This is a genomic window from Phascolarctobacterium sp., from assembly GCF_030531065.1.
In the GTDB taxonomy this organism is placed as follows: Bacteria; Bacillota; Negativicutes; order Acidaminococcales; family Acidaminococcaceae; genus Phascolarctobacterium_A.
On the sequence record NZ_JAUNOQ010000002.1, the window covers coordinates 123,495 to 148,201 of the forward strand.

23 protein-coding genes and 1 other annotated feature are annotated in these 24,707 nt (G+C 51.7%); of the genes, 2 read left to right on the plus strand and 21 right to left on the minus strand.

The genetic code is table 11. The features are described from left to right. Nucleotide 1 precedes the first annotated feature (1 nt). The 5 genes from Q4E64_RS01815 to Q4E64_RS01835 all read right to left on the minus strand — a co-directional run bounded on the left by Q4E64_RS01815 (nucleotide 2) and on the right by Q4E64_RS01835 (nucleotide 5,170). The gene (locus Q4E64_RS01815) at nucleotides 2–1,936 is read right to left on the minus strand and encodes an ABC-F family ATP-binding cassette domain-containing protein (RefSeq protein WP_303165950.1); all 1,935 of its coding nucleotides are present in this window, start codon (nucleotides 1,934–1,936) and stop codon (nucleotides 2–4) included. A gap of 198 nt (nucleotides 1,937–2,134) precedes the next feature. Beyond that, the gene (locus tag Q4E64_RS01820; RefSeq protein WP_303165951.1) at nucleotides 2,135–2,665 is read right to left on the minus strand and encodes a flavodoxin family protein; all 531 of its coding nucleotides are present in this window, start codon (nucleotides 2,663–2,665) and stop codon (nucleotides 2,135–2,137) included. Nucleotides 2,666–3,152: 487 nt separating this feature from the next. Further along, a complete protein-coding gene (locus tag Q4E64_RS01825; RefSeq protein ID WP_303165952.1) occupies nucleotides 3,153–4,448 on the minus strand; it encodes an SLC13 family permease in 1,296 nt (431 codons plus the stop codon). A gap of 1 nt (nucleotide 4,449) precedes the next feature. Continuing rightward, on the minus strand, nucleotides 4,450–4,650 hold the full coding sequence (locus tag Q4E64_RS01830; RefSeq protein ID WP_303165953.1) for a hypothetical protein: 201 nt from the start codon (nucleotides 4,648–4,650) through the stop codon (nucleotides 4,450–4,452). Nucleotides 4,651–4,993: 343 nt separating this feature from the next. Further along, a complete protein-coding gene (locus Q4E64_RS01835; RefSeq protein WP_303165954.1) occupies nucleotides 4,994–5,170 on the minus strand; it encodes a hypothetical protein in 177 nt (58 codons plus the stop codon). A gap of 261 nt (nucleotides 5,171–5,431) precedes the next feature. On the opposite strand from Q4E64_RS01835, the gene Q4E64_RS01840 reads away from it, so the two are divergent. Next, nucleotides 5,432–6,373, plus strand: coding sequence for a LysR family transcriptional regulator (locus Q4E64_RS01840; protein ID WP_303165955.1), 942 nt, complete (start codon nucleotides 5,432–5,434; stop codon nucleotides 6,371–6,373). Between the two features lie 149 nt (nucleotides 6,374–6,522). Here the strand turns inward: Q4E64_RS01840 and Q4E64_RS01845 are convergent, their stop codons facing one another. From Q4E64_RS01845 to Q4E64_RS01900, 12 genes are all read right to left on the minus strand, one after another. Further along, nucleotides 6,523–7,170 (minus strand): uracil-DNA glycosylase family protein, encoded by a 648-nt coding sequence (locus Q4E64_RS01845; protein ID WP_303165956.1) that lies wholly within the window; start codon nucleotides 7,168–7,170, stop codon nucleotides 6,523–6,525. Nucleotides 7,171–7,186: 16 nt separating this feature from the next. Beyond that, the gene (locus Q4E64_RS01850; protein WP_303165957.1) at nucleotides 7,187–8,569 is read right to left on the minus strand and encodes a lipase family protein; all 1,383 of its coding nucleotides are present in this window, start codon (nucleotides 8,567–8,569) and stop codon (nucleotides 7,187–7,189) included. Between the two features lie 88 nt (nucleotides 8,570–8,657). Continuing rightward, nucleotides 8,658–9,971 (minus strand): ATP-binding protein, encoded by a 1,314-nt coding sequence (locus Q4E64_RS01855; protein ID WP_303165958.1) that lies wholly within the window; start codon nucleotides 9,969–9,971, stop codon nucleotides 8,658–8,660. A 157-nt stretch (nucleotides 9,972–10,128) separates the two neighbouring features. After that, nucleotides 10,129–10,884 carry a sugar phosphate isomerase/epimerase gene (locus Q4E64_RS01860; protein ID WP_303165959.1) on the minus strand — a complete coding sequence of 252 codons (756 nt, stop codon included), beginning with the start codon at nucleotides 10,882–10,884 and terminating at the stop codon, nucleotides 10,129–10,131. After that, nucleotides 10,885–11,985, minus strand: coding sequence for an ABC transporter ATP-binding protein (locus Q4E64_RS01865; protein WP_303165960.1), 1,101 nt, complete (start codon nucleotides 11,983–11,985; stop codon nucleotides 10,885–10,887). Between the two features lie 4 nt (nucleotides 11,986–11,989). Beyond that, nucleotides 11,990–12,826, minus strand: a complete 837-nt coding sequence (locus Q4E64_RS01870; protein ID WP_303165961.1) for a carbohydrate ABC transporter permease — start codon at nucleotides 12,824–12,826, stop codon at nucleotides 11,990–11,992. Beyond that, nucleotides 12,816–13,694, minus strand: coding sequence for a carbohydrate ABC transporter permease (locus tag Q4E64_RS01875; RefSeq protein WP_303165962.1), 879 nt, complete (start codon nucleotides 13,692–13,694; stop codon nucleotides 12,816–12,818). The genes Q4E64_RS01870 and Q4E64_RS01875 overlap by 11 nt, the downstream gene beginning before the upstream one ends. 108 nt (nucleotides 13,695–13,802) lie before the next feature. Next, nucleotides 13,803–15,101, minus strand: a complete 1,299-nt coding sequence (locus Q4E64_RS01880) for an ABC transporter substrate-binding protein (RefSeq protein ID WP_303165963.1) — start codon at nucleotides 15,099–15,101, stop codon at nucleotides 13,803–13,805. 264 nt (nucleotides 15,102–15,365) lie between these two features. Further along, a complete protein-coding gene (locus tag Q4E64_RS01885; protein WP_303165964.1) occupies nucleotides 15,366–15,629 on the minus strand; it encodes a GIY-YIG nuclease family protein in 264 nt (87 codons plus the stop codon). Beyond that, the gene (locus Q4E64_RS01890; RefSeq protein WP_293729612.1) at nucleotides 15,630–16,100 is read right to left on the minus strand and encodes a peptidylprolyl isomerase; all 471 of its coding nucleotides are present in this window, start codon (nucleotides 16,098–16,100) and stop codon (nucleotides 15,630–15,632) included. It lies immediately after the preceding gene. A gap of 16 nt (nucleotides 16,101–16,116) precedes the next feature. Further along, on the minus strand, nucleotides 16,117–17,013 hold the full coding sequence (locus Q4E64_RS01895) for a hypothetical protein (RefSeq protein ID WP_303165965.1): 897 nt from the start codon (nucleotides 17,011–17,013) through the stop codon (nucleotides 16,117–16,119). Nucleotides 17,014–17,216: 203 nt separating this feature from the next. Then, entirely contained in the window at nucleotides 17,217–18,443 is a 1,227-nt protein-coding gene (locus Q4E64_RS01900; protein ID WP_303165966.1) for a M20/M25/M40 family metallo-hydrolase, read from the minus strand. A 242-nt stretch (nucleotides 18,444–18,685) separates the two neighbouring features. Here Q4E64_RS01900 and Q4E64_RS01905 point away from each other — a divergent pair, with 242 nt between their 5' ends. Next, on the plus strand, nucleotides 18,686–18,988 hold the full coding sequence (locus Q4E64_RS01905; protein ID WP_303165967.1) for a type II toxin-antitoxin system RelB/DinJ family antitoxin: 303 nt from the start codon (nucleotides 18,686–18,688) through the stop codon (nucleotides 18,986–18,988). A 175-nt stretch (nucleotides 18,989–19,163) separates the two neighbouring features. Here Q4E64_RS01905 and leuA read toward each other — a convergent pair whose 3' ends face one another. From leuA to Q4E64_RS01925, 4 genes are all read right to left on the minus strand, one after another. Beyond that, nucleotides 19,164–20,843, minus strand: coding sequence for a 2-isopropylmalate synthase (gene leuA / locus Q4E64_RS01910; RefSeq protein ID WP_303165968.1), 1,680 nt, complete (start codon nucleotides 20,841–20,843; stop codon nucleotides 19,164–19,166). A gap of 45 nt (nucleotides 20,844–20,888) precedes the next feature. Continuing rightward, nucleotides 20,889–21,112, minus strand: a binding site (T-box leader). Nucleotides 21,113–21,263: 151 nt separating this feature from the next. After that, the gene (locus Q4E64_RS01915; RefSeq protein ID WP_303165969.1) at nucleotides 21,264–22,775 is read right to left on the minus strand and encodes an IMP dehydrogenase; all 1,512 of its coding nucleotides are present in this window, start codon (nucleotides 22,773–22,775) and stop codon (nucleotides 21,264–21,266) included. 39 nt (nucleotides 22,776–22,814) lie between these two features. Next, the gene (purD, locus tag Q4E64_RS01920) at nucleotides 22,815–24,092 is read right to left on the minus strand and encodes a phosphoribosylamine--glycine ligase (RefSeq protein WP_303165970.1); all 1,278 of its coding nucleotides are present in this window, start codon (nucleotides 24,090–24,092) and stop codon (nucleotides 22,815–22,817) included. Nucleotides 24,093–24,112: 20 nt separating this feature from the next. Next, nucleotides 24,113–24,706 carry an IMP cyclohydrolase gene (locus Q4E64_RS01925; protein WP_303165971.1) on the minus strand — a complete coding sequence of 198 codons (594 nt, stop codon included), beginning with the start codon at nucleotides 24,704–24,706 and terminating at the stop codon, nucleotides 24,113–24,115. Between the last annotated feature and the right edge of the window lies 1 nt (nucleotide 24,707).

Here is a 24,707-nt window from a genome sequence, read left to right on the forward strand (position 1 = left end):
CTCACTCCTCCGCCGCTTCCATCAGCGCTTCCCATTTTTCCATCAGCTCCGCGATTTTATTTTCGTAAGCCGTATGCTCCGCCGCCATTGCCGCGCTATGCTCCGGGTCGGCGTGATTAGCCGGGTCGGCCATTTGCTTTTCCAAAAGCCCCATCATGGCCTCCTGCTCGCGAATCTGCAGCTCCACCTTGGGCAGCAGCTTAGCCGCCTCCTCAGCGCTGTAACGCTTGGGTTTAGCCTCCGCTTTTTTTACCGCAGTCTGTACAGCAGCTGGTGCTTTACCAGCCCGCTGCGCCGCCTCCTGCGCTTTGGCCAATTCCGCAGCCGCTTCGGCCTCGGTCTGCGCCAGCCGCTGCTTTTCTTCCAAATAAAATTCGTAATTTCCTTTATAATCCTTGACCTGCCCGTCCTCGATTTCCCAAATGCGGTCTGCCACCTCGTTGACAAAATAACGGTCGTGGCTGACCAGCAAAACCGTGCCGTCAAAGGCCGCCAGCGCCGCCTCCACCGTTTCCCGCGCCATAATATCCAAATGGTTAGTAGGCTCGTCCAGCACTAAACAGTTAGCGCCGTCCAATACCAGCTTGAGCAAAACCAGCCGCGCCTTCTGCCCACCGCTCAGTTCGCCGATACGCTTAAACACATCGTCCCCGTGAAAAAGCATGCCGCCCAGCATCGAGCGCGTATGCTCCTCCGTAAAGCCGTATTCAATAACAAAATTTTCCAGCAGCGTTTGCCTGGAGTCCAGCCGCTCATAGCTTTGAGAAAAATAGCCCACCTGCACCCGGTTGCCAATTTTCGCCCTGCCCTTGAGCGGCGCAATCTCGCCTAAAATAGTGCGCAGCAGAGTTGTCTTGCCCGTGCCGTTAGCGCCCAGCAGCGCCGTTTTTTCTCCGCGCCGCAGCGTCAGGTTAATACCCTTGGCTAAAACTTTTTCGCCGTAGCCAATGGTCAAATCCTCCATAATTAAAACGCGCTCGGCGCATTCAGCCGCAGGCGGCAAACGCAGCTCAAATTCCTCGTGCCGCACCGGCGCGTCCATGCGTTCCATGCGGTCCAGCTGTGACTGCCGCCCCCGCGCCATTTTACTTTTAATGCCCGCCTTAAAACGGCGAATATAGGCCTCCGTGCGCGCGATATAATCCTGCTGCGCGCTATACGCCGCCTCCAGCGTCGCCGTCTGAACAGCCTTCTGCTGCAAATAGCGGCTGTAATTGCCCTTAAAGGATTGTAACTTGCCGCCTTCCATCTCCAAAATGCGCACCGCCACATTATCCAGAAAGGCGCGGTCATGGCTGACTACCAGCAGTCCGCCTTTAAATTCCTGCAAATATTTTTCCAGCCATTGGGTCATCACAATATCCAAATGGTTGGTGGGCTCGTCCAAAATCATAAAATCGGGATTGCGTACCAAAGCGGCCGCCAGCATTAAGCGGGTCTTTTGTCCGCCGCTCAGCGTCAGGGCCTGCTGCTGCCACCACTCCTCCGTATAACCCAAGCCGATAAGCACGCGCTTGATGCGGCTTTCAAAATTATAACCGTCGATAAATTCATAGCGCTTCGTTACCCGCCCGTATTCCTCCAGGCAAGCGTCCAGCGCCTCGCCCTGCAGCCCGGCAGAGTCGGCTTCCAGCTGCGCCAGCTTCTGCCGCAGCTCCGTAATTTCCGGACAAGCCTCCAGCATAAACTGCCATATTGTGCCGTGAATTTCGGCAAAGCCCTGCTGCACATAGCCCACGCTGATGCCCGGCTCAAACTTTATACTGCCGGCGTCCACCCAATCGGGCTGCAGCAAACAGCGCAGCAGCGTCGTCTTACCGCTGCCATTGACGCCCACCAGACCCACATGCTCGCCCTTTTCTATCATAAAGCTTACGTCTTTAAATATTTCATGAATGCCAAAGGCCTTGGCAATTTTATCTACCACTAGCTGCATAATTTTCTCCCTGTAAAGCCTGCCATGCCGCCTGCAAAAGCATACACGCCGCTCAAATTCTACTATAAATTTCTATCGTATTTTTTATCATATCATCAATACGGCGAAACTGCAACCATGGCTATAAGCAAAAACAGCGCCCGTCCTAAGACGAGCGCCGTTAACATCATTATAATAAAATATCTTTCGCAGCAGCTTTTACATATTCTTATAAAAACGCTCGAACATATCCAAGAAGTTTGTCATATAATCGCGCGCTTCCTGCAAATCCTGAGCGTCGGGATGGCTGGCAGCAGCGGCCCAGCGAGCTTCCGTTTCCGGATTGGGCGCATGCGGGCTGCCTGCGGGCATCTTGCGCATCATAGCGATAAGCTGCGGGTCGATAGCGCCGCGGAAGGATAAAACGCCCAGTACGCTGTTGCTTTCGTCCAACAGCTTGCCCGCGTTGGCAACGGAGGCCATAGCATGCTCGCTCTTAGGCTCCGCGCCTAAGGTTTGGAATAAAACTACCTTCTTATTCTTCAGCGTCGGCAAATATTTCTGCATATTAGCGTTGGGCATACCGCGATCCACCCAATAGCCGGCAAAAACTACGCTGAAAGCGTCAGCGGCGGGAGCCTCGTCACAGCGGCAGAGCAGCGCTCTTGCGCCTGCGGCCTCGGCCAAAGCCTTAGCCACCTTTTCCGTATTGCCTGTTTTGCTGTCGTAAACAATTAAAATATCCTGCATCTTCGTACTCCTCGTATAATATATTCAGAAGCCAAAAGCAGCTTCCGTTAAATTAACATATTTGTGTAATCGGCTTAGTCAAGCCCATGATATAATTGACTTTACTTTAAATTTTTCATCGCGCCCAGCATTTTCTGCCCGGCGTCCTCAAACAAATTCCAGCAACCTTTTCTTTGTTAGTCAAGGCTCACTCATCGCTAAAGTTAATTTTAGTATATCATTAAGACTGAAACACGTCAATGCGCAAGTACCAAATTACTAACGGCAAAATATAAAACAGCCTTCTGCCGCGCTCTGTCCAACGCAGTAGAAGGCTGTCTTGCAAAAAGCTCCTAACATATTTGCCAATGTCCCCTAAGCAAGTATATCAAGAAGAAGGTATTGTGCATTCGTCTATCGATTTGTCTGATCCAAGCAAGTGTAAAATTTGTATCTCAAGAAAATTTTTTAAGGAGAAAAATGTTGTTGTGAAAAAGTTTTATACGCTTTAAGCGGCAGCGGCTGCTGCGCCAGCGGCTGGGAAGAAGGGCCATACTACCGGAATAACCAGAATGGATACTACCAGGCACACGGCGACCAAGCCGGAACCGCATTTTACATAGTCCATGAATTTATATTTGCCGGGGCCCAGTACCAAGGTATTCGGCGGAGTGCCTACAGGAGAAGCGAAAGCGCAGCTGGAAGCAATCAGGATAGCCATCAGCACGGCCTTCGGAGAAGCGCCCATTTGTGCGGAAAGCGCAATGCCAACCGGGCACAGCAGAGCTTTAGACGCGGTGTTGGACATGAACTGAGTCAGCACCACAGCCAAGCAGAACAGTACGGCGGTAACAGTGTAGGGAGAAGGATCGCCGCCCATCATATTGACGGTAGCTTCAGCGATCAGCTTGCCTGCGCCGCTGGAATTCATAGCGTTAGCTACGGGAATCATGCCTGCAAACAGGAAGATTGTTACCCAGTCGATGGAATTATAGGCTTGCTTTTCGGTGATGCAGCCTGTCAGTACGCACAGTACCGCTCCCACAACAGCAGCCAGCTCCAGGGGTACTAGGCTGGTAGCCATGCACAGGATAACGCCTGCCATAATCACGCCGCAGATGATCTGCTTTTTGGTGCTGGTAGCGTTGGCTTCAAACTCCTGCTCCACATCAGCCTCAACCTCGACTACATCGTTGGGCAGGAAGTATTTGCCAACAAACATCATATAAAGGATACCGGCAACCGTAATGGGAATGCCGATGTAAGCATATTCAAAGAAGCCGAATTGCAGGTTTTCCATACCGGCAGCTTTCAAGGCTACGTTAGCCAGAATGTTAGGCGGCGTGCCGATCAGGGTAATAGTGCCGCCCAAGCCTGCGGCGAAAGCCAAAGGCATCAGCTCGCGGGAGCTGGACAGCTTGGCGTTAGCGCAAATGCCCAGAACTACCGGAATCAAGCAAGCCGTAGTACCGGTGTTGGAAAGAAAAGCGGACATCAAAGCCGCAATAACCATAATACCGAACATCAAGCTGTTTTCGCCTTTGCCAAACAGCTTAACGACAGCGCCGCCGATCTTCTGTGCCAAACCGGTGTAAAACATGGCAGCGCCAACCACGAACATACCGCCGAACAAAACTACGGTAGAATCGGCCAACCCCAGAAAAATTTGATTTTCTGGTACCAGACCCAAAGCGCTGCAGGCTACAGCCGCCATTACTGCCGTCATTGCCAACGGAACCATTTCAGTGACAAAGAGCAGAGCGACTACTGCCAAAAGAATTAAGCATTTAATTGCCGGACTCATACTATCCCTCCAGTTTATTTTTGTCTTTAAAAAGATTTACGTATTGGAACGTGTTGGCGAACAGCTTACCATCTTCGCCGCGATGGGGAAAGACCAGCCCTTCCTTCTTACGGTTTTCAATCGCGCGATAATAAAACTTTTTATCCACCTGTCTCAGGTACTCCCGAATTTTTGATTCTTCCTTTTCATTTTCATTATCCATAATGAGAGTTATATCCACCAAATTCAACTCCTTTCTTTCTGTTATTAGAGAGTTTCCCTTGACTGAAATAGATTATACAATATATTCCGAAATAAGAAAAATATCTGATTGGCATTAAAGTTATTCTTAAATCAGTATATGTTACTTATAAATACAGGCAAGCAAAAACCGGCTGGAGAAAGATATACAAGGAGGTGGGAGATACAATACCTTTCTCAAGCCGGTCTATATCGATTTAATCGTAGCATTCGTTATAACAGAACTGTCTTCAGATACTTCCAGTAAAAATCCCTATCCATGATTTTCAGCCAGCGACTGAACAATACCTGCAGCTGCATTTCCATCAGCCCCTTTTCAGCGCTCTAACGGAAGAATCGGACAACCTTGCGCCTTGAATGCGTTTAATAAAGTCTGCCGCATCCTGGCCACGATGAGGAAATACTTGAGCTGCCGCATTGCGTTTTCTTTGCAGATAAGCGTACACACCGGTTTTTTGTTGAATGTTTTGCTTTGCTTCCATGACGATCTACTCCTTTGCTAAATTCTTGCAATTTGTATTCACAAGGCTCTTTGCCTTTGTTGGTAACAGTATACAACAAAAATCTTAATAATAAAAATATCTAATAGGAATTAAAATTATAACCAAGTAATATGTTCTTTAGCAGTAAATTCTCACTGCAAATGAATTTGCATTTGCAGGTTGCTTTATTTTTAGCAATATGCTAAACTGATTTAGTAAATTAATAAATCATCCTATTTATTTTTATATATTACTTTGGAGGTGAAGCGTTTGGAATTAGATACCTACCGTAACTTTCTTGCCATAGTTGAAGCAGGCAGCTTTACCGGAGCCTCCGATTATGTGCATATCGCTCAGCCGGCGCTGAGCAAACAGCTGCGCAATCTGGAAAACTACTTTGGCGCCAAGCTGATCCTCACCCAGCGCGGCAGTCGTCAGATTCTGTTGACCGAAGCGGGACGCGCCCTTTATCAGAAAGCAAAATATATGTGCTCGCTTGAGGACCTGGCCCGCAATGAAATTGAAAATATCATGGGCGGCGTTATCGGCACGCTGCGCTTCAGCATCGCCAATTCCCGCTCGCCCGTTTTCATCGAATCCTCCCTCAAGGGCTTCTGCCAGCTGTATCCCAATATAAAATGCGAGCTGTACGAAGCAAGCATCAACGAGCAAAGCCAGCAGCTGCTCAACGGCATTACGGAGCTTGGCATTTTCAGCGTTCCCGTCAATCACCAGGACAATTTTGAAGTACTGTTCCGCCGCGACGAGGAACTAGCCGCCGTTTTTCATCACGAGTCTGTTTTTTTAGAGGACGATAAGCCCTGCGTCGGGCTCAAGGAACTGCATAATGTTCCCATCAGCCTTTCCGCCGGGTCTGCCGATATCTTCCTCAAGGGCTGCGAGCAGGCGGGAGTTATGCCCCGCGTCACCTGCGTCAGCACCACGCGCAGCACGGCGCTGGCCTGGACGCAGGTTAAGGCGGCTATTTCCATTGTCCCAGTAGAGCCGGGCGAAGATTTGGGCGAAGGCTTCGTTATCAAAAAGATAGCCGACCTGAACGCCGACGTCTATAAAACCGTAGTCAAGGTCAAGGACCGCCCGCTGTCCGTAGCGGCGCAGCATTTTCTGCGCTTCTATGCCCGCACCCGCGGCAGCCAGCAGGTGTGCGACTTGGACGCATTGCTAAAAAACGAAATCCTGTAAATTAAAAACAAATCGCTTGCTGCCTGTAAAAACAAACACCGCTCCTGCATACTGCTTTACGGTATGCCGGAGCGGTTTCTTTCCGTCGATATTTTTTTGCGTATCGTTTCGTTACCCGAAAAAATTCAGCCACCTTCCGAACAATATTTTCACAAATAATCGTTGACCCGCTTTTTGAAAAGCTTAAATAAATCCGTCTTTTCCTCGGACATCAGCTTACAATCCGGCGCCAGCTGCAGCGTTCTTGCCCGCGCGGCCTCCAAATCATGGAAAACGTCCCATTTAGCCGCCACGAGCTGTCTGCCCGTCAGCCGCAGCAGATAAGCCGGATGATAGGTTGCAATGCAATCAAAGCCCTGCCGCGTACGGAACCATTGGCCGCGGTCGCGGGTAATGCGCATATTGGGATTGCCTAAAAAGTGTAGCGCCACGCTGCCCAAAGCCACCACTACTTTGGGCTGAATAATTTCCAGCTCCCGCTCCAGCCACATTTTGGCGCAAAAATCCGCCTCGGCAATATCAGGCGTGCGGTTATTTTGGGGACGGCATTTAATAACATTAGTCGTCAGCACTCTATCCCGTGTCATCTTTACAGCCCACAGCGCTTTATCCAACAGCTGTCCTGAAGGGCCAATCAACGGGCAGCCGTAATCATCCTCCACACCGCCGGGCCCCTCGCCCACAAAAACGATGGGGCTATGAGGATCGCCGTACCAGCCCACCGGCGCAATAGCATCCCCGCGCAGCGGGCAGCTTTGGCAGCTTTTCAATTCCTGTTCCAATGCTTGTAAATCCATAGCGTACTTCCCCCATTTATTCCTGCGACAAACGCGCTTCGTGCTGCAAAAGTACGAAAGGCAGCTGCTTATGCAGCTCCCGCCCGGCGTCCACCAGATTTTCACCGGCCGCCTGAATATTGCCCGCGCCCGGCGCTACCTTACGCCCCAAGCTGCTCATAGACAGCATCCGCCCCTGCTTATCGAACAGCGCCTGCTCCAAGGTTAAATACCAGCCGCTGTCGTTGCGCTGACGGCTGCCGTCGATGCCGCAAATCAAAACGTAATCCGCGCCCGCATAACGGCTCAGCTGCACAAGATCCTGCTCCGCATAGGCCTCCTGTCCCAGCGCTTTGTCCATCACTACATAGGACGGCAGCATCCGCTTATACTCGTCGGTCAGGAAGCGTTTCAAATCCACAACCGTCGCCACCTTATGCAAGCGCGCGGCTTCGTTGATCCACAGCGCCACCACCGGTTCGTCCCTGGTTATTTTCGTATCCGGCGCAGGATACAGATGTCCCTGCGCCACCTCTTTATCAAACGCCTCATACAATTCGCTGACGCTGTAATCAAAATACATCGCCATATCGTGCTGCATGCTGCTCAATTTAGGCGACAATCTGTATTTAATATGCCGCCCGAACTGCTTATAGCCGCCGAAAAAAGTTTGCAGGCTGCCTGGCACCGGGTCGGCAGTATTGGTAATGCGCAGCAAATTAACAGCCGCGCCGTATTCCTGCACAAATTCCTCGTTGCCCACGGCAGGAGCGCCAAAGGTAACGATGGTAAATTTATCCTTGGGCAAGCCCAGGCTCACCAGACGCTCGCCCAGCAGCGTCGCCGCCGCGCCGCCCAAGCTGTGCCCCGACAAAACAAGGTAAGCGTCGCCGTCCTCCGCCGCCGCTTTAAACACGCCTTTGAGCTTACCGGCTTCATCCAGCACGGAACTGCGCAGCACCGCGTTCACATAGCTGTTGAAGCCCTCGTGTACGGCCGGCGCCTTTTCCCGCAAAGGCTTCGCGGCCAGGGCCTCCATCGCAGCCAAATCCGCGCCGCCAAAATTTACCTTCTGCGTTTGCAGGTTGACGCCCCAATCCTTTTTGCTGGCGCTGCCGCGAAATGTGACTAAAAAAACGCGCTTCTGCAGCTCAGGAAAATAATTGCGGGCGATAATGAAATTAGTTTCCACTTTGTCTTCCGCATAAGTTTGCGGCGCCAGCTCCCAGCCGTAGCTGCGCAGATAGCTGAATTCCGTAGAGCTGTCCGGCAAATATACGCCCAAGCACGACGCCGCCGCGACAGTCGTAAAATATTTATCGATATACTCCCGACTGACGTTCGGCACAGCAGCAGCCGCCGAAGCAACCCACAGTAATAAAGATAATAACAGCAAACATATTCTGCCTGACTTTCGCATAGCGCACCTCCCATACTGTCAAACGCTGCTCATACTTACTTTTATTATAATCCACTTTGACTAAAAAACAAGAGCCGACGCGCTGCGTTTAGTCCAAACAAAAATCCAACGCTCTGATTATTTTTATTCCGTCCTGTGTCTGAATAAATTCGCAATCCAAAGCAATAACAATTTTTTCGTAGCTGTCTCGAATTTTACGCAACGGGCTTAGCTCCCGTTCCCGCGTTTCCGGAGCGTTCATCGATTCAGTGACCTGGATATATTTTTTCTCGTCCGCTTTGGTAGCGATAAAGTCAACCTCCTGATTGTCTATTTTCCCTATAGCCACATCATAACCACGGCGCAGCAATTCAAAATAAATGATATTCTCCAAAATATGTCCGCTGTCGCCATCACGATACCCCAAAAGATAATTTCGCAAGCCAATATCCACAATATAATATTTGCCAAGCGTACGCAGGTATTCCTTACCCTTAATATCAAAGCGCTTGATTTCATAAAAAATATAGGCTTCTGTCAGCGCTTCAATATACGCCTGAATCGTTTGTACGGCAGGCTTCGTCTTGCGAGCTCCGTTCGCCAAAAGCCCCTCGTTGACTAAAGTATTGCCAATAGACGTAGCGGAAGTATTATTGCCAATATTGTAGGCCAAAAATAAAATAATTTTTCTCAACAGTACCGGGTTAGTAATATTTCTCTGCCCTTTTCTCTTTTCCCGTTCCAAGATATCGTTGACCACAGCCGCAGAATACACGCCGTCTAAAGCCGCTGCTACCTTATCGATTTCCAAGCCTACGTCCGCCAGCATCGGCATGCCGCCAAATTTCACATAAGCGTCAAACAGCTCTTTGACCTCATAGGTTTCGCCGTTCATATCCGTTATTCTCTTTTTGACGCCTCCGGCCGGCGACCTTCGTTCTGTCAGGATATATCCATGAAATTCCAAAAATTCCTTAAATGATAAGGGCAGCATCTTGATCTCCACATAGCGTCCGGAAAGGTAAGTGGAAAGCTCGGAAGAAAGCAAATAAGCATTGGAACCTGTAATATATATATCGCAATCAAAATCAACCCGAAATGCATTGACCGCCTTTTCCCAGCCGGACACCTGCTGCACCTCATCAAAAAAAAGGTAAGTGCGTTTCTTCGGACAAACGCGCGCTTTAATATATTCATAAAAGCCTCTCGCATCCATATCGGGAATAGTCATAGACTCAAAATTGATTTCGATAATTTGTTCCTCCGTCACTCCGGTATCCCGCAAATGCTCTGCCATCAGCTTCATCAAGCTGGACTTACCACAACGGCGTATACCGGTGACGACTTTAATCATTTCAGTATCCTGAAACGCTATAAGACGCTTCAAATATAGATCTCGTTTACGCAAAGCAGTTTTTTTCATAAAGGAGACCCCCCTTCACTTAAAACAATAACATAAACTCTCAAAAATTTCAAGTTTATAGAATCAATACCATAAACTTTTGCTTCGAAGAAGTTTCTAACGACAAAAAACAAGAGCCGACGCGCTGCGCCAGCTCCTTTTCTTCATTATTATATATTTATAATTTGTACGCTTCCTTCAGTTCGGCGATGTGCCGCGCCAGCGCTTCCGTTCCGTCAAAGCCGCAGCTGTATTCCAGCACCTGCGCCGCCTGGGGCGCATACTCTTTTACGGCGGCAAAGTAAGCCTGCCAGTCGATAGTTCCCCGTCCTACCGGCAAATGCTCGTCCCCCGCGCCGCTGTTATCGTGAATATGGCAGGCCTCCAGCCGCGTGCCCAAAGCCCGCACCGTCTGCGCCAAATCCCAGCCGTTGACATGGGCGTGACCTGTATCCAGCAGCGCGCCCGCTTGTGGAAAAGTTTTAAACAGCGCCAGATATTCTTCAAAGTCAAACAGCACGTTGCCCTTCGTCCGCAGGCCCACGTTTTCAATGAGCAGCCGCACATTACATTCAGCGGCCAGCTCCAGCAGTTCGCCTAAACGGCGCTGTACCAGCAGCTGCGTCTGAAGCTTAGCGCCCCGCCAGCCTTCGTTAGTATGCGCCACCACAAAGCCCGCGTTAATTTTGGCCGCATAAGCCAGCGTCGCTTTAAAAGCCGTCAAATAATGCTTATCGTCGGCGTCGGCCAGATTAACGGCCACGCAGGGGCCGTGGATGGACAGCTCCCGCCGCCCCCAGGCGGCCGTCTCTTCATCCCAGTAATAGTCCTTGCCAAATTCGTAAAAAAATTCAATGCCGTATTCCGGCGGCAAAGAACGCAAAGCATTTTTTGTAAAGCCTGCAAACAGCAGGTCGCTGACCTCAAAGCGCATTTACTTACCTCCCAGCTCCAAATTGATTCCCGTATCCGCATCAAACAGGCACACGTTCTCCCAGGCAAAATCAAAGCCGCGCACAGCTTGTAAATCGACGCCGGGGTCGCTGCATTGCAGATAAAAAACAGAACCGTCCGCCAAATGCAGCGCGGCTGTTTTCAAATTACCGGTGTTTTCAACGAAATCCGCCTTACCGTTTATCATACCACTATCAAAGCGCGCCTGGCAAGCCTCCGGACGCAGGCCGAACAAAACCTTATTGCGCGGGCCGATAAGCTCCAGCTTATCCTGAGGCAGCCGCACAGCGCATTGCCCTGCAATCAGCATGCCGTTCAAAACGTCGGCAGGCAGAATATTCATAGCCGGCGAGCCGATAAACCCGGCGACAAAGGTATTAGCCGGGTGATGATAAATATTATACGGCGTATCGATTTGCTGAATGCATCCCTGATGCATAACCGCAATACGGTGCGCCACAGTCATAGCTTCGATTTGGTCGTGAGTAACGTAGACCATAGTCGGCTTAAACATTTCGTGCAGCTTCACCAGTTCCGTCCGCGCTCTCTGCCGCAGCTTGGCGTCCAGATTTGATAAAGGCTCGTCCAGCAAAAAGTAGGGCGACTGCTTCACTAAAGCGCGGCACAGAGCAACGCGCTGCTTTTGGCCGCCGCTCAACTCGTGGGTCTTTTTATTTTCGTAGCCTGCAAGGTGCAAAATTTCCATAGCCTGACGGGCGCGGGACTCAATTTCCCTCGGCGGCAGCTTTTGCAGCTGCAGGCCGAAGGTAATATTTTCCCATACCGTCATGTGCGGGAACAAAGCGTAGCTTTGGAAAACCATCGCGATATTGCGCTCGCCGGGCGCTACGTCGTTGACCACCCGGCCGCCCATAAATAATTGCCCGCCGGAAATTTCTTCAAAGCCGGCGATCATGCGCAGAGTCGTCGTTTTGCCGCAGCCGGACGGCCCCAAAAGTATCAGGCGCTCGCCCCGCTTAATTTCTAAATTTAAATCTTTAATGACTTCCGTCTTGCCGTAAGATTTATTAACATGGGAAAAAATTATACTGTATTCGTTGTCTTTGACTGCATTATCCATAGCTTTATCCTTTCACGCCCGCCTGCATAAACGTATTGATAATAAATTTCTGGCAGAAAATATACAGCGCCAGCGGCGGCAAGCTGGTCAGCGTCGCCACCGCCATCGCCACGCCCCACTCGCTGCCGCCCTCCGCGCTGATAAACATTTGCAGCGCTAACGGCAGCGTCAGGTTAGCCTTGTCCTGCAAAATCAGCAGCGGCCAGAAATATTCGTTCCAGCTGTTAATAAAAAAGAGAATCGCAATCGCCAGTACCGACGGCTTAATCAGCGGCGCGACAATTTTCGTCAGCACCTGCCACGGCTTGGCGCCGTCTAAAATCGCGGCCTCCAGCAACGGTTTGGGAATGCTGCGCATGGTCTGCCGCATCAAAAAAATACCCATGCCGTCGGCCAACCCCGGCAGCATAACGCCGTAAGGCGTATCCAAAAGTCCCAGCTTCGCCATCAGCAGATAATTGGGCATCACCAGCACGGTAACGGGAATAAAAAATGTCAGCAGCATGCCGTTGAAAATCGTTTCTTTATATTTAAAATCGTAATAGACAAAGGCGAAAGCCGCCAGCACGCTGGTCAGCGCCTTGCTCGCCGTAACGACGGCCGCAATGAAGAAAGTGTTCCAAATATATGTCAGCAGCGGAAAGCCCTCCAGCACGTTCAGATAATTGCTCAATGTCGGCGGCCACGGCAAAGGGTTCAGCGTCGATTCAAAAACCTGGTTCAAATCCTTCAGTGAAGTGGACAGCATAAAAACGATGGGCCACAGCATTAGAAAAACCGCGATAAGCAGCAGCCCGTGCCAAAGAATTTCTTCACGCCAGCCTTGCAGTTTAGTTTTCATAGTACACCTTCTTTTCCAAATACTTGCTCTTGAATAACAGGAACAGCAGGTAGCAGACCATCGTAATCACAGCGTAAGCGGCGCTGCGCCCCGTCTGGAAAAAAGTAAAGGCGTACTGATAAATGATATACACCAGATTAGAGCTGCCTTGGTCGGGGCCGCCCTGCGTCAGCATATTCACAGGCACCAGCACATATTGCAGGCCAAAAACCACGGTGATAGTAAAAACGTAAATCGCCGTGGACGAAGTCATGGGTAAAATAATTTTTTTGAAAATTACCCAGTTAGAAGCGTTTTCCAATCTGGCCGCTTCAATCATCTCTTTAGGAACCGCCACCATAGCCGCCAGCATGACGATTAAATTGTAGCCGAAAACTTTCCAGCCGATAATCGTACAGATAGCGAAAATTACCAGATAATCCTCTTTGAACCAGCGCGGCGAGCCTAAAGAAAACCAGCTCAGCACAATATGCAGCGGCCCGGCCAGCGGATTATAAATCCACAGAAAAAGAATGCTGGCCACCGCCAAGGACAAAGTGGACGGTAAAAACAGCGCCGAACGGTAGAAAGCGGTAAAGCGCCGCACCACATGACCTAAAATATAGGAATAAACATAGGGCAGCACAAAATTCAGCGCCAGCATAATCGCCACAAACAGCGCCGTATTCAGCAAAATTTTCAGCAGCTCGGCAGAAAATAAAATCGCGGTAAAATTTTCCAGTCCCACAAAAGTCATCTGCGGGCTGACCATATTCCAGGAAAAAAAGCTTAAATAAATATTCTGCAGCAGGGGCCAGTAATAAAATATTACAAACAGCAGCGCCGCCGGCAGCAGATATAACGCGGCTTCGCGGTTATTCTTATTCATGATATCTCCTTTTACGGGCTAAACGGTTATAAAAAGAACGCCGCGCGAGGCGGCATTCCTAAACAAAACGCTTATTGAAAACAACTGCGAGGGGAAAGCAGCAATCTTTTACAGCAGCTTATTGATTTTTTCAGCGGTTTGGTGCAGCGCGTCGGCAGCAGTCATTTTGCCGCTGAGGATAATATCGCGGGCGTCAATCAAAAGCTGCTCGGCCTGCAAGCCGTTGGCACCGGGGAAGCTGGCCCATTTCGTCACCTTAGCCATCTGCTCCAAAGCCATTTTAATATTGGGGTTTTCATCCGCCAGCTTCTTGAAGCCCTGCGGATCGTCGGCTACGCCCTTGCGCGGCGGCAGATAGCCCGTGCCCGTGCTCCACTTAGCCAAGGCTGCAGGAGATTCCAGATATTTAATAAATTCTACGGCAGCTTTTTGCTTTGCGGCGTCCTTGGAGAAAACCATTAGGAAATTGCCGCCTGCGGGAATCTTAACCTCTTTGCCGTTAAACGCCGGGAAAGGAGCGGCCTTTACGTTAAACTTAGCGGCCTTTTCAAAATTGGCGCGCTTACCGATAGTAGTGCAGACCATGCCCAGCTTGCCGCTCAGATAAGCCTGAAAGCCTTCTTCATTGGTAGCGTGCAGCCCGCTGCCGTCCTTCACCATATCGGCCAGCATCTGGTAAGCCTGCGCCGCTTCCGGCGTATCGAAACCGGCTACGGTTTTGCCGTTTACTTTTTTCAGCATCTGGCCGCCGTTGGACTCGATCAAGCCCTGCTGCGTCCAGTTATCGGCGTATTCCTGCATAAAGAAGCCCATATTACCGGTTTTTTCTTTAATCTGCTTAGCGGCCGCCATAACCTCGTCCCAGGTTTGCGGCGGTTTATTGGCGTCTAAGCCTGCTTTTTGAAAAATTTCCGGATTATAAAACAGTACCGGCACGCTGACGGAATAGGGCAGGCCAATCTGTTTGCCGTCCTCGGTCTGCGCCAGCTTCAAGACGTTGGGCAGGAAGTTGTCCTGCATAAAATTAGCGTCGCCCGCTTCCTTAAAGGCCACGTTCAAATCGGTGTACTTCAAATTTTCCGCAGCGTAGTTCAGGAAGGAGTAGCCCATTTGCACCACGTCGGGATTTTTGCCGGAAGCCATCGCTGCCTGCAAATTCTGCGTCAGGCCCTTGTACATATCGGGATTATATTTTTCTACAACTTCAATGTTCGGATGCGTTTTATTAAAATCGGCTACCAGTTCTTTTACCGTAGCGCCGCCAAAGCTTTCGGCAGCTACGTGCCAATATTCAATCTGTACTTTCTTGCCGCTGTCGGCGTTTTTCTTTTCGCCGCCGCAGCCGGTTAAAGCCGCTGCCGCCAGCAAAGAAATCATGCCCACGGCCAAAATCTTTTTCAATTTCATACTTTTCATGCCTCCATTAATACAATAAATTTTGAACTATCTTTATTGTAAAGGAAGAATGTTAAATCCGAAACAAGAGTATGTAAAATGAAAGTAAAAGAAGGGGCCGTCGCATTAGACGATTTATTTTCGTCAATGCGACAGCCCCTTCGTAATAAATTGCCAATTGTCAGCCGCGTTAAAAAAAGCAAGCGCAACTTAACGCTGAAATTTTCGTTTTCAAGCTGCGGCTGTAAAAAACACAGCCGGCTTCGCTTGAAAAATTCAGCTCGTCCGCCGCTCCGCCCAGGCCGCGCACAAGGCCAGCTTGCCGGCGCGGGGCAAGCCCTTCACCGCGCATTCGCGCTTCATGGCGCTTTCCTTATCCGGCAGCTCCTCCACGTAGGCCAAAGTCAGCGGCCCGCGTCCGCGGGTATATTTTGCGCCCTTACCGCACTCGTGCATTGCCAGGCGACGGGCCACGTCGTTAGTCCAGCCGGTATATAGGCTGCCGTCCTTGCAGCGCAGCATATATACGTAAGCCGCCATTTATTTTACAACCTCAACCTTTTCCATAATTACCGCTTCGCGCGGACGATCGCGGAAATCCGTCGGCACTACGCCGATTAAACGCACAACGTCCATACCCTCGACGATTTTGCCGAAAATAGCGTGGTGACCATTCAGCCAGGGAGTGGGAGCCAGGGTAATAAAGAATTGGCTGCCGCCGGTGTTGGGGCCCGCGTTAGCCATGGACAGAACGCCCTCGTCGTCATGCTTCAAGCCCTCGCCGAACTCGTCCTTAATGTGATAGCCGGGGCCGCCCATGCCCGTACCGGTGGGGTCGCCGCCCTGAATCATAAAGCCGTCGATGACGCGGTGGAAAATAACGCCGTCATAAAAGCCCTTTTCTGTCAAATCGATAAAATTTTTCGTAGTCAGCGGCGCTTTGTCCTCAAACATTTCCGCTACAAAAACGCCTTTGTTAGTCGTAAATTTAATTTTTCTGTTTTCACTCATGGTCATATCCTCCCAATCAATATTTTTTGAAAGCTACCTGATGGCGCAGCAAAGCCACTAACAGGTACGCGCCGCAGCCGATGGCCGCCATAGCCGCAGGCAAAAGCTGCTGGCCCGCGCCGTCGCCGTGCAGGAAGGTCAGGCTGAACAGCACCATAAGGAAATATCCCATCATGGTCTGCAAGCGGCGCGGCAGCAAACGCCTGCCGTTCTTATCGCCCTTGGCCTGAGTAAATACCGCTACGCGGATTTCCGGCAGATACAAAATAAACGCGGCGCACATAATATAAATATACGGCATGGATAAAATATTGGGCTGCTTGCTGTATTCGGCGATAATCAAACCGGCCAGGGACACGCCCGCCAGGTACAGGCTGCGGAAATAGCCGCCCTGAATCTGGCTTTCCAGCACATAGGCCGCGCCCGTCAGCAGCGGGTAAACCCAAAAGCCCTGCTTGCCCAGCCACACGGCCGAGCCGATGATGATGACGTTATCCGCCAGACGGTGACGGTCGCCGGAGCTGCGGTTGAGCATGCGCAGCACGAACAGCAGCCACAGCAAAACTAAAATATTGCCCTCGCCCAAAAAGTGATAGCCTGCCAGCGTCAGGCCGCCGCCGATAATACCGCCCAGCTGGCGGTCGGGGTCCAACTCCTGCGCGATCATATAGCACAGCAGAAAGCCCAAAGCCGCGCCCACCGCCGTCAAGACGGCAGCGCCGGACTCCATGCCCTCCGCAGATTTCCACAGCGTAACGGCAACGGAAATAAAAACGGCGCACATCATGGCGGCCTTAGTCACCTTATTGGCAAAATCAATCGGACGGCCCAGGCCCAAATATTGATTCATGCCTGTGGGGTCGTACACCTCGCCGGGATTATAGCCGGCGTATTTATTACTTTTTTTCGACATCAGATCACACCTTATCACAAAAAATTTAACTATTACATTATACCATGAAAAGTCTCTGCCGTCATAAAATTTTACCTTGAAATCAATTCAAACATTTGTTTCGAGTAACGATTCGTTACCCGAAGCGAAAAGTTGATAAGCAAAGCTCCCGACCGTAAGCCGGGAGCCTGCTCGACATTAGCAATTTATAAATCTGTCGCCGTTTAAAAAACCTCCGCCAGCTCGGCCAGCGTTAAAGCGAAGGCCGCCGTTCTGGGAACGGCCGTGTTCAAATCCACGGATTCGTGGTCCGTATGCTCGTCGTAATTTTCTACGCCCAAAGCGTCCAGCGTCGGCACAAATTTAGCGGTGCGGTTGCCGTCCGTCAGGCCGCCCGCCACCCATTCGCTGACTTCGCCGCCGAATTCTTCCTTCACGATGCGCTTGTAAACGTCCACCATTTTCTGCGCCCGGGCAGTTTTCTGCATGGGGCCGGTCACGATGCCGCCGCTAATTTTTACCGTAGTGCCGGGAATGACGATTTTATTCGCCAAAGCCTTCACCGCGGCGTCGATGCGCTGCTGCTCCTCGATGGTGAAGCAGCGGATATTGACCTCGCAGAAGGCGTCGCCGGGAATCACGCTGATCTTATCGTTCGTGGAGCCGATAACGCCCACGTTGACCGTATTCTGCGGGATGAACTGGCCTGCGTCCACAATGCCGCGCATCTTGAGCGCCTCCGCCGTAAAATCCGCCGGATTGCCGGGCATGGGGCTGGCCAGCTTGTGCAGCTCGGTAATGGTATAAGCCAGCTGATGAATAGCGTTGGCGCACTCCTGGGAAGCGTTGCCGTGATGCCCGCCTATGCCCGTTACCTCTACGCGGTACTTAGCGTTGCCCTTGCGCTGGGTAACAATGCCCCAATTAGGACGCGCCACGTCCATGATAATGGCGAAATCGGACTGTTGGCTCAGCTCGGCTACGATGGCCTCCGCAGTTTTGGAGCCGCCCTCCTCCTCGCCGTTCGTGTAATAAATAATCTCTTTAAAATTATCGAAGCCTGCCGCCTTCAGCGCCGCCAGGCCGTAGATAACCTCTACCACCGTAGCCTTGTCGTCGCCCACGCCGGGGCCCCAGGCAAAATTGTTTTCATCGACGCGGAAGGGGCGGCGGGCAGCCTCGCCCTTCTTGAAAACCGTATCCACGTGGGCTACCAGCAGAATCGTGTACTTGCCCTTGCCCCGCAAGCGGGAAATCAGATGGCAGGCGCGGTCGTTATAACGAAACTCCGTCGCCGCGCCGAGAGCCTCCATTTTTTGCGCCACAAATTTATTGGCGCGCTCCGTGCCCTCGCGGTCGCCGTTGCCCGAATCGATATTGGTCAGCGTTGCCAAATCCTTAACGTAGTCCTCGTAATGGTCCGCCAAATATTGTTTGACAAATTTTTTCATTGCGTTGCTCCTTTCGTCGTCGACATACAAAGTATAACGGTAATTATATTCGTGAACATACCTGTTTTTTCCTGCCGCCGTAAAATAGTTCTCATAATTGACAAAAAGAAGAATTCCATTGGGAAATTTTGCGGAGATGCTGCGCGGTTGGAAAAATTTAAGCCGGAAGATTTATCTTGCTTGCAATTGCTTGCAAGCACAGATGAAATCTGCTAAACTTTAGCTAAAAGGAGTGATAACTTATGGCAAGCACTACTGCTCTTTACGCTCGCATTGATACTAATTTAAAAGAAAACGCGGAACAAATCCTGCAACAGTTAGGCATTACCCCTGCCAGCGCTATCCAAATGTTTTACAGCCAAATTGTTTTGACCAGGGGATTGCCGTTAGAATTAAAACTCCCGGCGAAAAAGCCTACGGCTGTCGGCGGCTTGAGCCGCGAAGAGCTGGACGCTGAATTAACAAAAGGATGGGAATCGCTAAAACAAGGAGCGTATTCTGCCGCAGAAGTCGACGCTATTTTAGCCAGGGAGTTTGGCATATGAATTAAAAATATTATCTAACCGCTCGGCCTGCGCACAGTGGAGCGAAGGGAAATTTTGCGGAGATGCTGCGCGCGGAGGAAATTTGCGCCTATATTAGATCAAAAAGGGACGGCTGCGACCGTCCCTTGAGTTTTTTGAGCTTTAATTTGCCTGCATTCGGCATTGCGTATATTTTTTATTCTTCCGCTCTGTTGATGGCGCAGATGATGCCCAAAAGCGCCGCCACGTTGATATTGGAATGGATGCCCGCGCCGAAGATATGCTCGCTGTTCGGCTTCCTGAGCTCGATATAGCAGATGCCCAGCGCGTCGCTGCCACGGGAAATAGCGTGCTCGTGGTAATTGACGAAGCCGTAGCCCGTAACGCCCACTCCCGCCAACGCCTGGAAGAAGGAGTCGATGGGGCCGTTGCCCACGCCGACAATATGGCGTTCCTGCCCGTTAATGCTTATCGCGCCTTCAAAACGGCTGTGGACGCTGCCGTCGGGCTCGTGCAATTCGGTGAAACGGTGACGCAGCAGCATATATTTGCCGACGCGGTCGAGATATTCCTTTTGGAACAAGTCGACGATTTGCTGGCTGCTCAGCTCGTCGCCGTAAGCGTCGGCCGCCGCCTTAACGATATTGCCGAATTCGGGATGCATTTCCTTCGGCAGATTATAGCCCACGGCGTGCTGCAGCACGAAGGCCGCGCCGCCCTTGCCGGACTGGCTGTTAATGCGGATAACGGGCTCATATTCGCGGTTCAAATCGGCGGGATTGATGGGCAGGTAAGGCACCTCCCAATATTCCGTGCCGCTGTTTTTCATAAACTCGTAGCCCTTGCGGATAGCGTCCTGATGCGAGCCGGAAAAAGCGGTGAAGGCCAGCTCGCCGGCGTAGGGCTGGCGTTCGGGCACGTGCATTTTCGTACACTCTTCATAAATCTTTTTGATATCCAGAATATGCGAAAAATCCAGCTTGGGGTCCACGCCCTGGGTGAACATATTCAAAGCCACCGTCACGATATCCAGATTGCCTGTGCGCTCGCCGTTGCCGAACAGCGTGCCCTCGATGCGGTCCGCGCCCGCCATCAGCGCCAGCTCGGCGGAAGCGACGCCGGTGCCGCGGTCGTTATGCGGATGGATGCTGATGACGGCCGCCTCGCGATTATGCATATGGCGGCAGAAGTATTCGATTTGGTCGGCATAAGTATTGGGCGTACACATTTCCACCGTCGACGGCAGATTGAGAATGATGGGATTTTCCTTAGTCGCGCCCATTTCCCGCATAACCGCTTCGCAGATGGCAATGGAAAAATCGATTTCCGTCCCGGTGAAGCTTTCGGGAGAATATTCGTAGCGGATATTCATGCCGCTGCGGGCTACCTCTTCCTCCGTCAGCTGGCGAATCAAACGCGCCCCCTGCACGGCGATTTCCGTAATGCCGTCCATGTCCTTGCCGAACACTACCTTGCGCTGCAAGATCGAAGTGGAATTGTAAAAATGGATGATGACGTTTTTCGCGCCGCGCACGGCCTCAAAAGTTTTGCGGATCAGCTCCTCGCGGGCCTGCACCAGCACCTGCACCGTTACGTCGTCGGGAATGTGGCGGCCTTCGATAAGAGTGCGCAGGATTTCGTATTCCGTTTCGGAAGCCGAAGGAAAGCCTACTTCTATTTCCTTAAAGCCTACGTCCACCAGCGTGTGGAAAAATTTCAGCTTTTCGTCAATGCCCATGGGCGTTACTAAAGCCTGATTGCCGTCGCGCAAATCCACGCTGCACCAGATCGGCGCTTTTTCGATTATTTTTTCCGGCCACTGACGGTCGGGTAAGGAAACTCGTTGAAAGGGCACGTATTTTTTTTCTTGCTGCATACTGTATTCCTCCAATAAAATAACCCGCCCCATAGTTTTTTAATAACTAGGGGCGGGGAAAATCCACGCTGTACCACCCTATTTCAGCCGCCGCAGCAGCCCTTTAGCCTCCAACAAGGCCTTTGCCTGTAACGTGGCCGCACGTCCTTCCCTACATATCAGGAAGGCAACTCCGGGATCAGTATACATATAATTACCGGCGCCGCTTTGCACCCAACAGCGGCTCTCTGAGGCCCTTCATTATATCTTCTTCCCTTCCTCGTCTTTTAGGGGCGATATATAGTTGTTGAAAAATATTATACTAATTAAACGAGACGCTTGTCAACTAACGTGCGCGGATATTTTTGCCCTGCCGCGCAACTGTTAATATTGAAACAAAGCGCAGGCTGCAACGTCTCGCCTGCGCTAAAAAGTTATTTATTATTTAGGATAGCTGCTGTTGGAGTTTTCTTTCAGCAGCACGTCGTGAGCGCCGCCCTCGACCAGAGAGGTTGCCGATACCAGAGTCAGCTTGGCCTTGGCCTGCAATTCCGCAATGTTCAGCGCGCCGCAGTTGCACATGGTGGAGCGGATCTTGGACAAGGTCAGGTTGACGTTATCCTTGAGGCTGCCTGCATAGGGAACGTAGGAATCAACGCCCTCTTCAAAGGACAGCTTGGCCGCACCGCCCATATCGTAGCGCTGCCAGTTGCGGGCGCGGGCAGAACCTTCGCCCCAGTATTCCTTCATATAAGTGCCGTTGATATTTACCTTGTTGGTCGGGCTTTCGTCGAAGCGGGCGAAATAACGGCCCAACATCATAAAGTCGGCGCCCATAGCCAAAGCCAGGGTCATATGGTAATCGTAAACGATACCGCCGTCGGAGCAGACGGGAACGTAAACGCCGGTTTCCTTATAATATTCGTCGCGGGCCTTGCAAACCTCAATCAAAGCCGTAGCCTGGCCGCGGCCGATACCCTTTTGCTCGCGGGTAATGCAGATGGAACCGCCGCCGATGCCGACCTTAACAAAGTCAGCGCCTGCTTCCGCCAGGAAGCGGAAACCGTCGGCATCGACTACGTTGCCTGCGCCAACCTTCACGCTGTCGCCGTAATGTGCGCGAATCCAGTCCAGCGTCAGCTTCTGCCAGGCGCTGTAGCCTTCGGACGAGTCGATGCACAGTACGTCCACGCCCGCGTCCACCAAAGCCGGTACGCGCTCGGCGTAATCGCGGGTGTTAATGCCTGCGCCGACGATATGGCGCTTCTTGCTGTCCAGCAGCTCCAAGGGATATTCCTTGTGCGTAGCGTAGTCCTTGCGGAAAACCATGTATAACAAGCGGCCCTCGTCGTCGACGATGGGCAGCGTGTTCAATTTCTTTTCCCAAATGATGTCGTTAGCCTGCTGCAGAGTGGTATCCTTGCCGGCGAAAATCATTTGGTCGATAGGCGTCATAAAATCGCGCACCTTGGTAGCGCGGTCCATGCGGCTGGGGCGATAATCGCGGCTGGTAACAATGCCCTCCAGCTTACCGTTAACAGTTCCGTCGCTGGTAACGGCTACGGTGGAATGGCCGGTGCGCTCCTTCAAAGCTAAGATATCCGCCAGCGTGCTGTCGGGACGAATGTTGGAATCGCTGCTGACAAAGCCTGCGCGGTGAGCCTTAACGCGCGCTACCATAGCGGCCTCGTCTTCGATGGACTGGGAGCCGTAAATAAAGGAAATGCCGCCCTCCTTGGACAGAGCGATAGCCAGCTTTTCGCCGGATACGGCCTGCATAATTGCGGATACCATGGGGATGTTCATAGTAATAGCGGACTCTTCGCCTTTTTTGAATTTAACCAGCGGCGTGCGCAGGTCAACATTAGTCGGAATGCATTTTTCAGAGGAATAACCGGGAACTAACAGATACTCACTAAAAGTATGGGCAGGTTCATCGTAATAAAAAGCCATTCTTTCATCATCCTTTGCTAAAAATTTATTTTATCTATTTTACCTCTTTAACGCTCTCCACGCAATATCTTTCCGGCAAAAAGCTTTATCAAATTTAATTTTTTCCACGGCGTTGTAAGCGCGGTCGCGAGCCGCCTTAATCGAAGCGTCCACGGCGGTGACGCCCAAAACGCGGCCGCCCGCCGTAACGATGCTGTCGTTTTCGTACTTCGTTCCGGCGTGGAACACAACTACGTTTTTATCGCTGGCCGCAGCCTCCAGACCGATAATATCCTTGCCCTTTTCGTAGCTTTCGGGATAACCGCCGCTGGCCATCACCACGCACACCGCGGCCTTGTCGTACCAGCCTACCTCGGCCTTGTCCAGCGTGCCGGTAGCGCAGGCCAGCATAATGTCGGCCAAATCGCCGTCCAAAAGCGGCAGCACCACCTGAGTTTCCGGGTCGCCGAAGCGGCAGTTGAACTCCACTACCTTCACGCTGTCGCCCTTAATCATCAGCCCGGCGTACAAGCAGCCCTGGTACGGCATACCCTCCGCAGCCATAGCTTCGACCACGGGCTTTAAAATGCGCTCCGTAGCCTTCAACCGCAGAATGTCCGTCATCACCGGAGCGGGCGCATAAGTTCCCATGCCGCCGGTGTTGGGGCCCTCGTCGCCGTCAAAAACGCGCTTATGGTCCTGCGCGGCGATCATGGGCACTACGGTTTTGCCGTCGGTGAACGCCAGCAGCGACGCTTCCTCGCCCTCCATATATTCCTCCAGCACCAGACGCGCGCCGGCGTTGCCGAATTTATGGTCCGCCATCATCTCGTCGATAGCGGCCAAAGCTTCTTCCTTGGTCATGGCTACCACGACGCCCTTGCCGGCAGCCAGGCCGTCGGCCTTAACCACGATGGGCGCGCCCTTTTCTTCAACGTAAGCCTTAGCCGTAGCGATATCCTCGCAAATTTTAAAGAAAGCCGTGGGAATATTATACTTAGCCATCAGCTCCTTGGAAAAGGCCTTGGAGCCCTCCAGCTGCGCCGCAGCTTTGGAAGGGCCGAACACCGGCAGGCCGCGGCGTTTGAACACGTCCGCCAACCCCGCTACCAGCGGCGCCTCCGGGCCAACGACGGTCAAATCGATGCTCTTTTCCTCGGCGTAATCCGCTACGCTTTCCAAATCGTCAATATTGATGTTGATACATTCGCACTTTTTGAGCTGCGCAATGCCGGGGTTGCCCGGAGCCGCATACAGCTTTTCTACCTTGGGGCTTTGGGCCAGCTTCCACGCCAGCGCATGCTCGCGGCCGCCGCCGCCGATCAATAAAATACGCATATCCTTACCTCGCTATCCCCTCACTCAGCCAGCCGCTTCTTTAAATATTCGCTAATCATCGCGTCGTATTCGGCAGTATGGGAAAACGCCTCCAGCGCCAGCTCCTTGCGGGTGCGCTCGTCCACGTCGCCGTCCTTGCGCAGCATTTCCATCAGCCCGGCATAACGGCTGGGATAGGTCACGACGACCACGTCCTTAAAGTTTTTTGCGGAAGCGCGCACCATCGCCGGGCCGCCGATATCGATATTTTCAATAGCCTCCGCCTCGGTCACGCCGGGTTTGGCCACGGTTTCACGGAACGGATACAGATTTACGACCACCAAATCGATGGGCGTAATATCGTGCTCGGCTAAAGCCTTCATGTGCTCCGGATTGCTGCGGACAGCCAGAATCGCGCCGTGAATTTTGGGGTTCAGCGTTTTCACGCGGCCGTCCATAATTTCCGGGAAGCCGGTCACGTCGCTGACATAGGTTACGGGAACGCCCGCGTCCTTAATCGCCTTCATCGTGCCGCCGGTGGAAATAATTTCCACGCCGTTGTCGCTTAAAAATTTTGCCAGCTCCACAATGCCGGTCTTATCGGAAACGCTTAATAATGCTCTTTTAATCTTCATG

Bases quoted from the DNA above. Each gene is read 5' to 3' on its own strand.
- Q4E64_RS01815 (WP_303165950.1), bottom strand. From the start codon at position 1,936: ATGCAGCTAGTGGTAGATAAAATTGCCAAGGCCTTTGGCATTCATGAA.
- Q4E64_RS01820 (WP_303165951.1), bottom strand. From the start codon at position 2,665: ATGCAGGATATTTTAATTGTTTACGACAGCAAAACAGGCAATACGGAA.
- Q4E64_RS01825 (WP_303165952.1), bottom strand. From the start codon at position 4,448: ATGAGTCCGGCAATTAAATGCTTAATTCTTTTGGCAGTAGTCGCTCTG.
- Q4E64_RS01830 (WP_303165953.1), bottom strand. From the start codon at position 4,650: ATGGATAATGAAAATGAAAAGGAAGAATCAAAAATTCGGGAGTACCTG.
- Q4E64_RS01835 (WP_303165954.1), bottom strand. From the start codon at position 5,170: ATGGAAGCAAAGCAAAACATTCAACAAAAAACCGGTGTGTACGCTTAT.
- Q4E64_RS01845 (WP_303165956.1), bottom strand. From the start codon at position 7,170: ATGGATTTACAAGCATTGGAACAGGAATTGAAAAGCTGCCAAAGCTGC.
- Q4E64_RS01850 (WP_303165957.1), bottom strand. From the start codon at position 8,569: ATGCGAAAGTCAGGCAGAATATGTTTGCTGTTATTATCTTTATTACTG.
- Q4E64_RS01855 (WP_303165958.1), bottom strand. From the start codon at position 9,971: ATGAAAAAAACTGCTTTGCGTAAACGAGATCTATATTTGAAGCGTCTT.
- Q4E64_RS01860 (WP_303165959.1), bottom strand. From the start codon at position 10,884: ATGCGCTTTGAGGTCAGCGACCTGCTGTTTGCAGGCTTTACAAAAAAT.
- Q4E64_RS01865 (WP_303165960.1), bottom strand. From the start codon at position 11,985: ATGGATAATGCAGTCAAAGACAACGAATACAGTATAATTTTTTCCCAT.
- Q4E64_RS01870 (WP_303165961.1), bottom strand. From the start codon at position 12,826: ATGAAAACTAAACTGCAAGGCTGGCGTGAAGAAATTCTTTGGCACGGG.
- Q4E64_RS01875 (WP_303165962.1), bottom strand. From the start codon at position 13,694: ATGAATAAGAATAACCGCGAAGCCGCGTTATATCTGCTGCCGGCGGCG.
- Q4E64_RS01880 (WP_303165963.1), bottom strand. From the start codon at position 15,101: ATGAAATTGAAAAAGATTTTGGCCGTGGGCATGATTTCTTTGCTGGCG.
- Q4E64_RS01885 (WP_303165964.1), bottom strand. From the start codon at position 15,629: ATGGCGGCTTACGTATATATGCTGCGCTGCAAGGACGGCAGCCTATAT.
- Q4E64_RS01890 (WP_293729612.1), bottom strand. From the start codon at position 16,100: ATGAGTGAAAACAGAAAAATTAAATTTACGACTAACAAAGGCGTTTTT.
- Q4E64_RS01895 (WP_303165965.1), bottom strand. From the start codon at position 17,013: ATGTCGAAAAAAAGTAATAAATACGCCGGCTATAATCCCGGCGAGGTG.
- Q4E64_RS01900 (WP_303165966.1), bottom strand. From the start codon at position 18,443: ATGAAAAAATTTGTCAAACAATATTTGGCGGACCATTACGAGGACTAC.
- Q4E64_RS01905 (WP_303165967.1), top strand. From the start codon at position 18,686: ATGGCAAGCACTACTGCTCTTTACGCTCGCATTGATACTAATTTAAAA.
- leuA (WP_303165968.1), bottom strand. From the start codon at position 20,843: ATGCAGCAAGAAAAAAAATACGTGCCCTTTCAACGAGTTTCCTTACCC.
- Q4E64_RS01915 (WP_303165969.1), bottom strand. From the start codon at position 22,775: ATGGCTTTTTATTACGATGAACCTGCCCATACTTTTAGTGAGTATCTG.
- purD (WP_303165970.1), bottom strand. From the start codon at position 24,092: ATGCGTATTTTATTGATCGGCGGCGGCGGCCGCGAGCATGCGCTGGCG.
- Q4E64_RS01925 (WP_303165971.1), bottom strand. From the start codon at position 24,706: ATGAAGATTAAAAGAGCATTATTAAGCGTTTCCGATAAGACCGGCATT.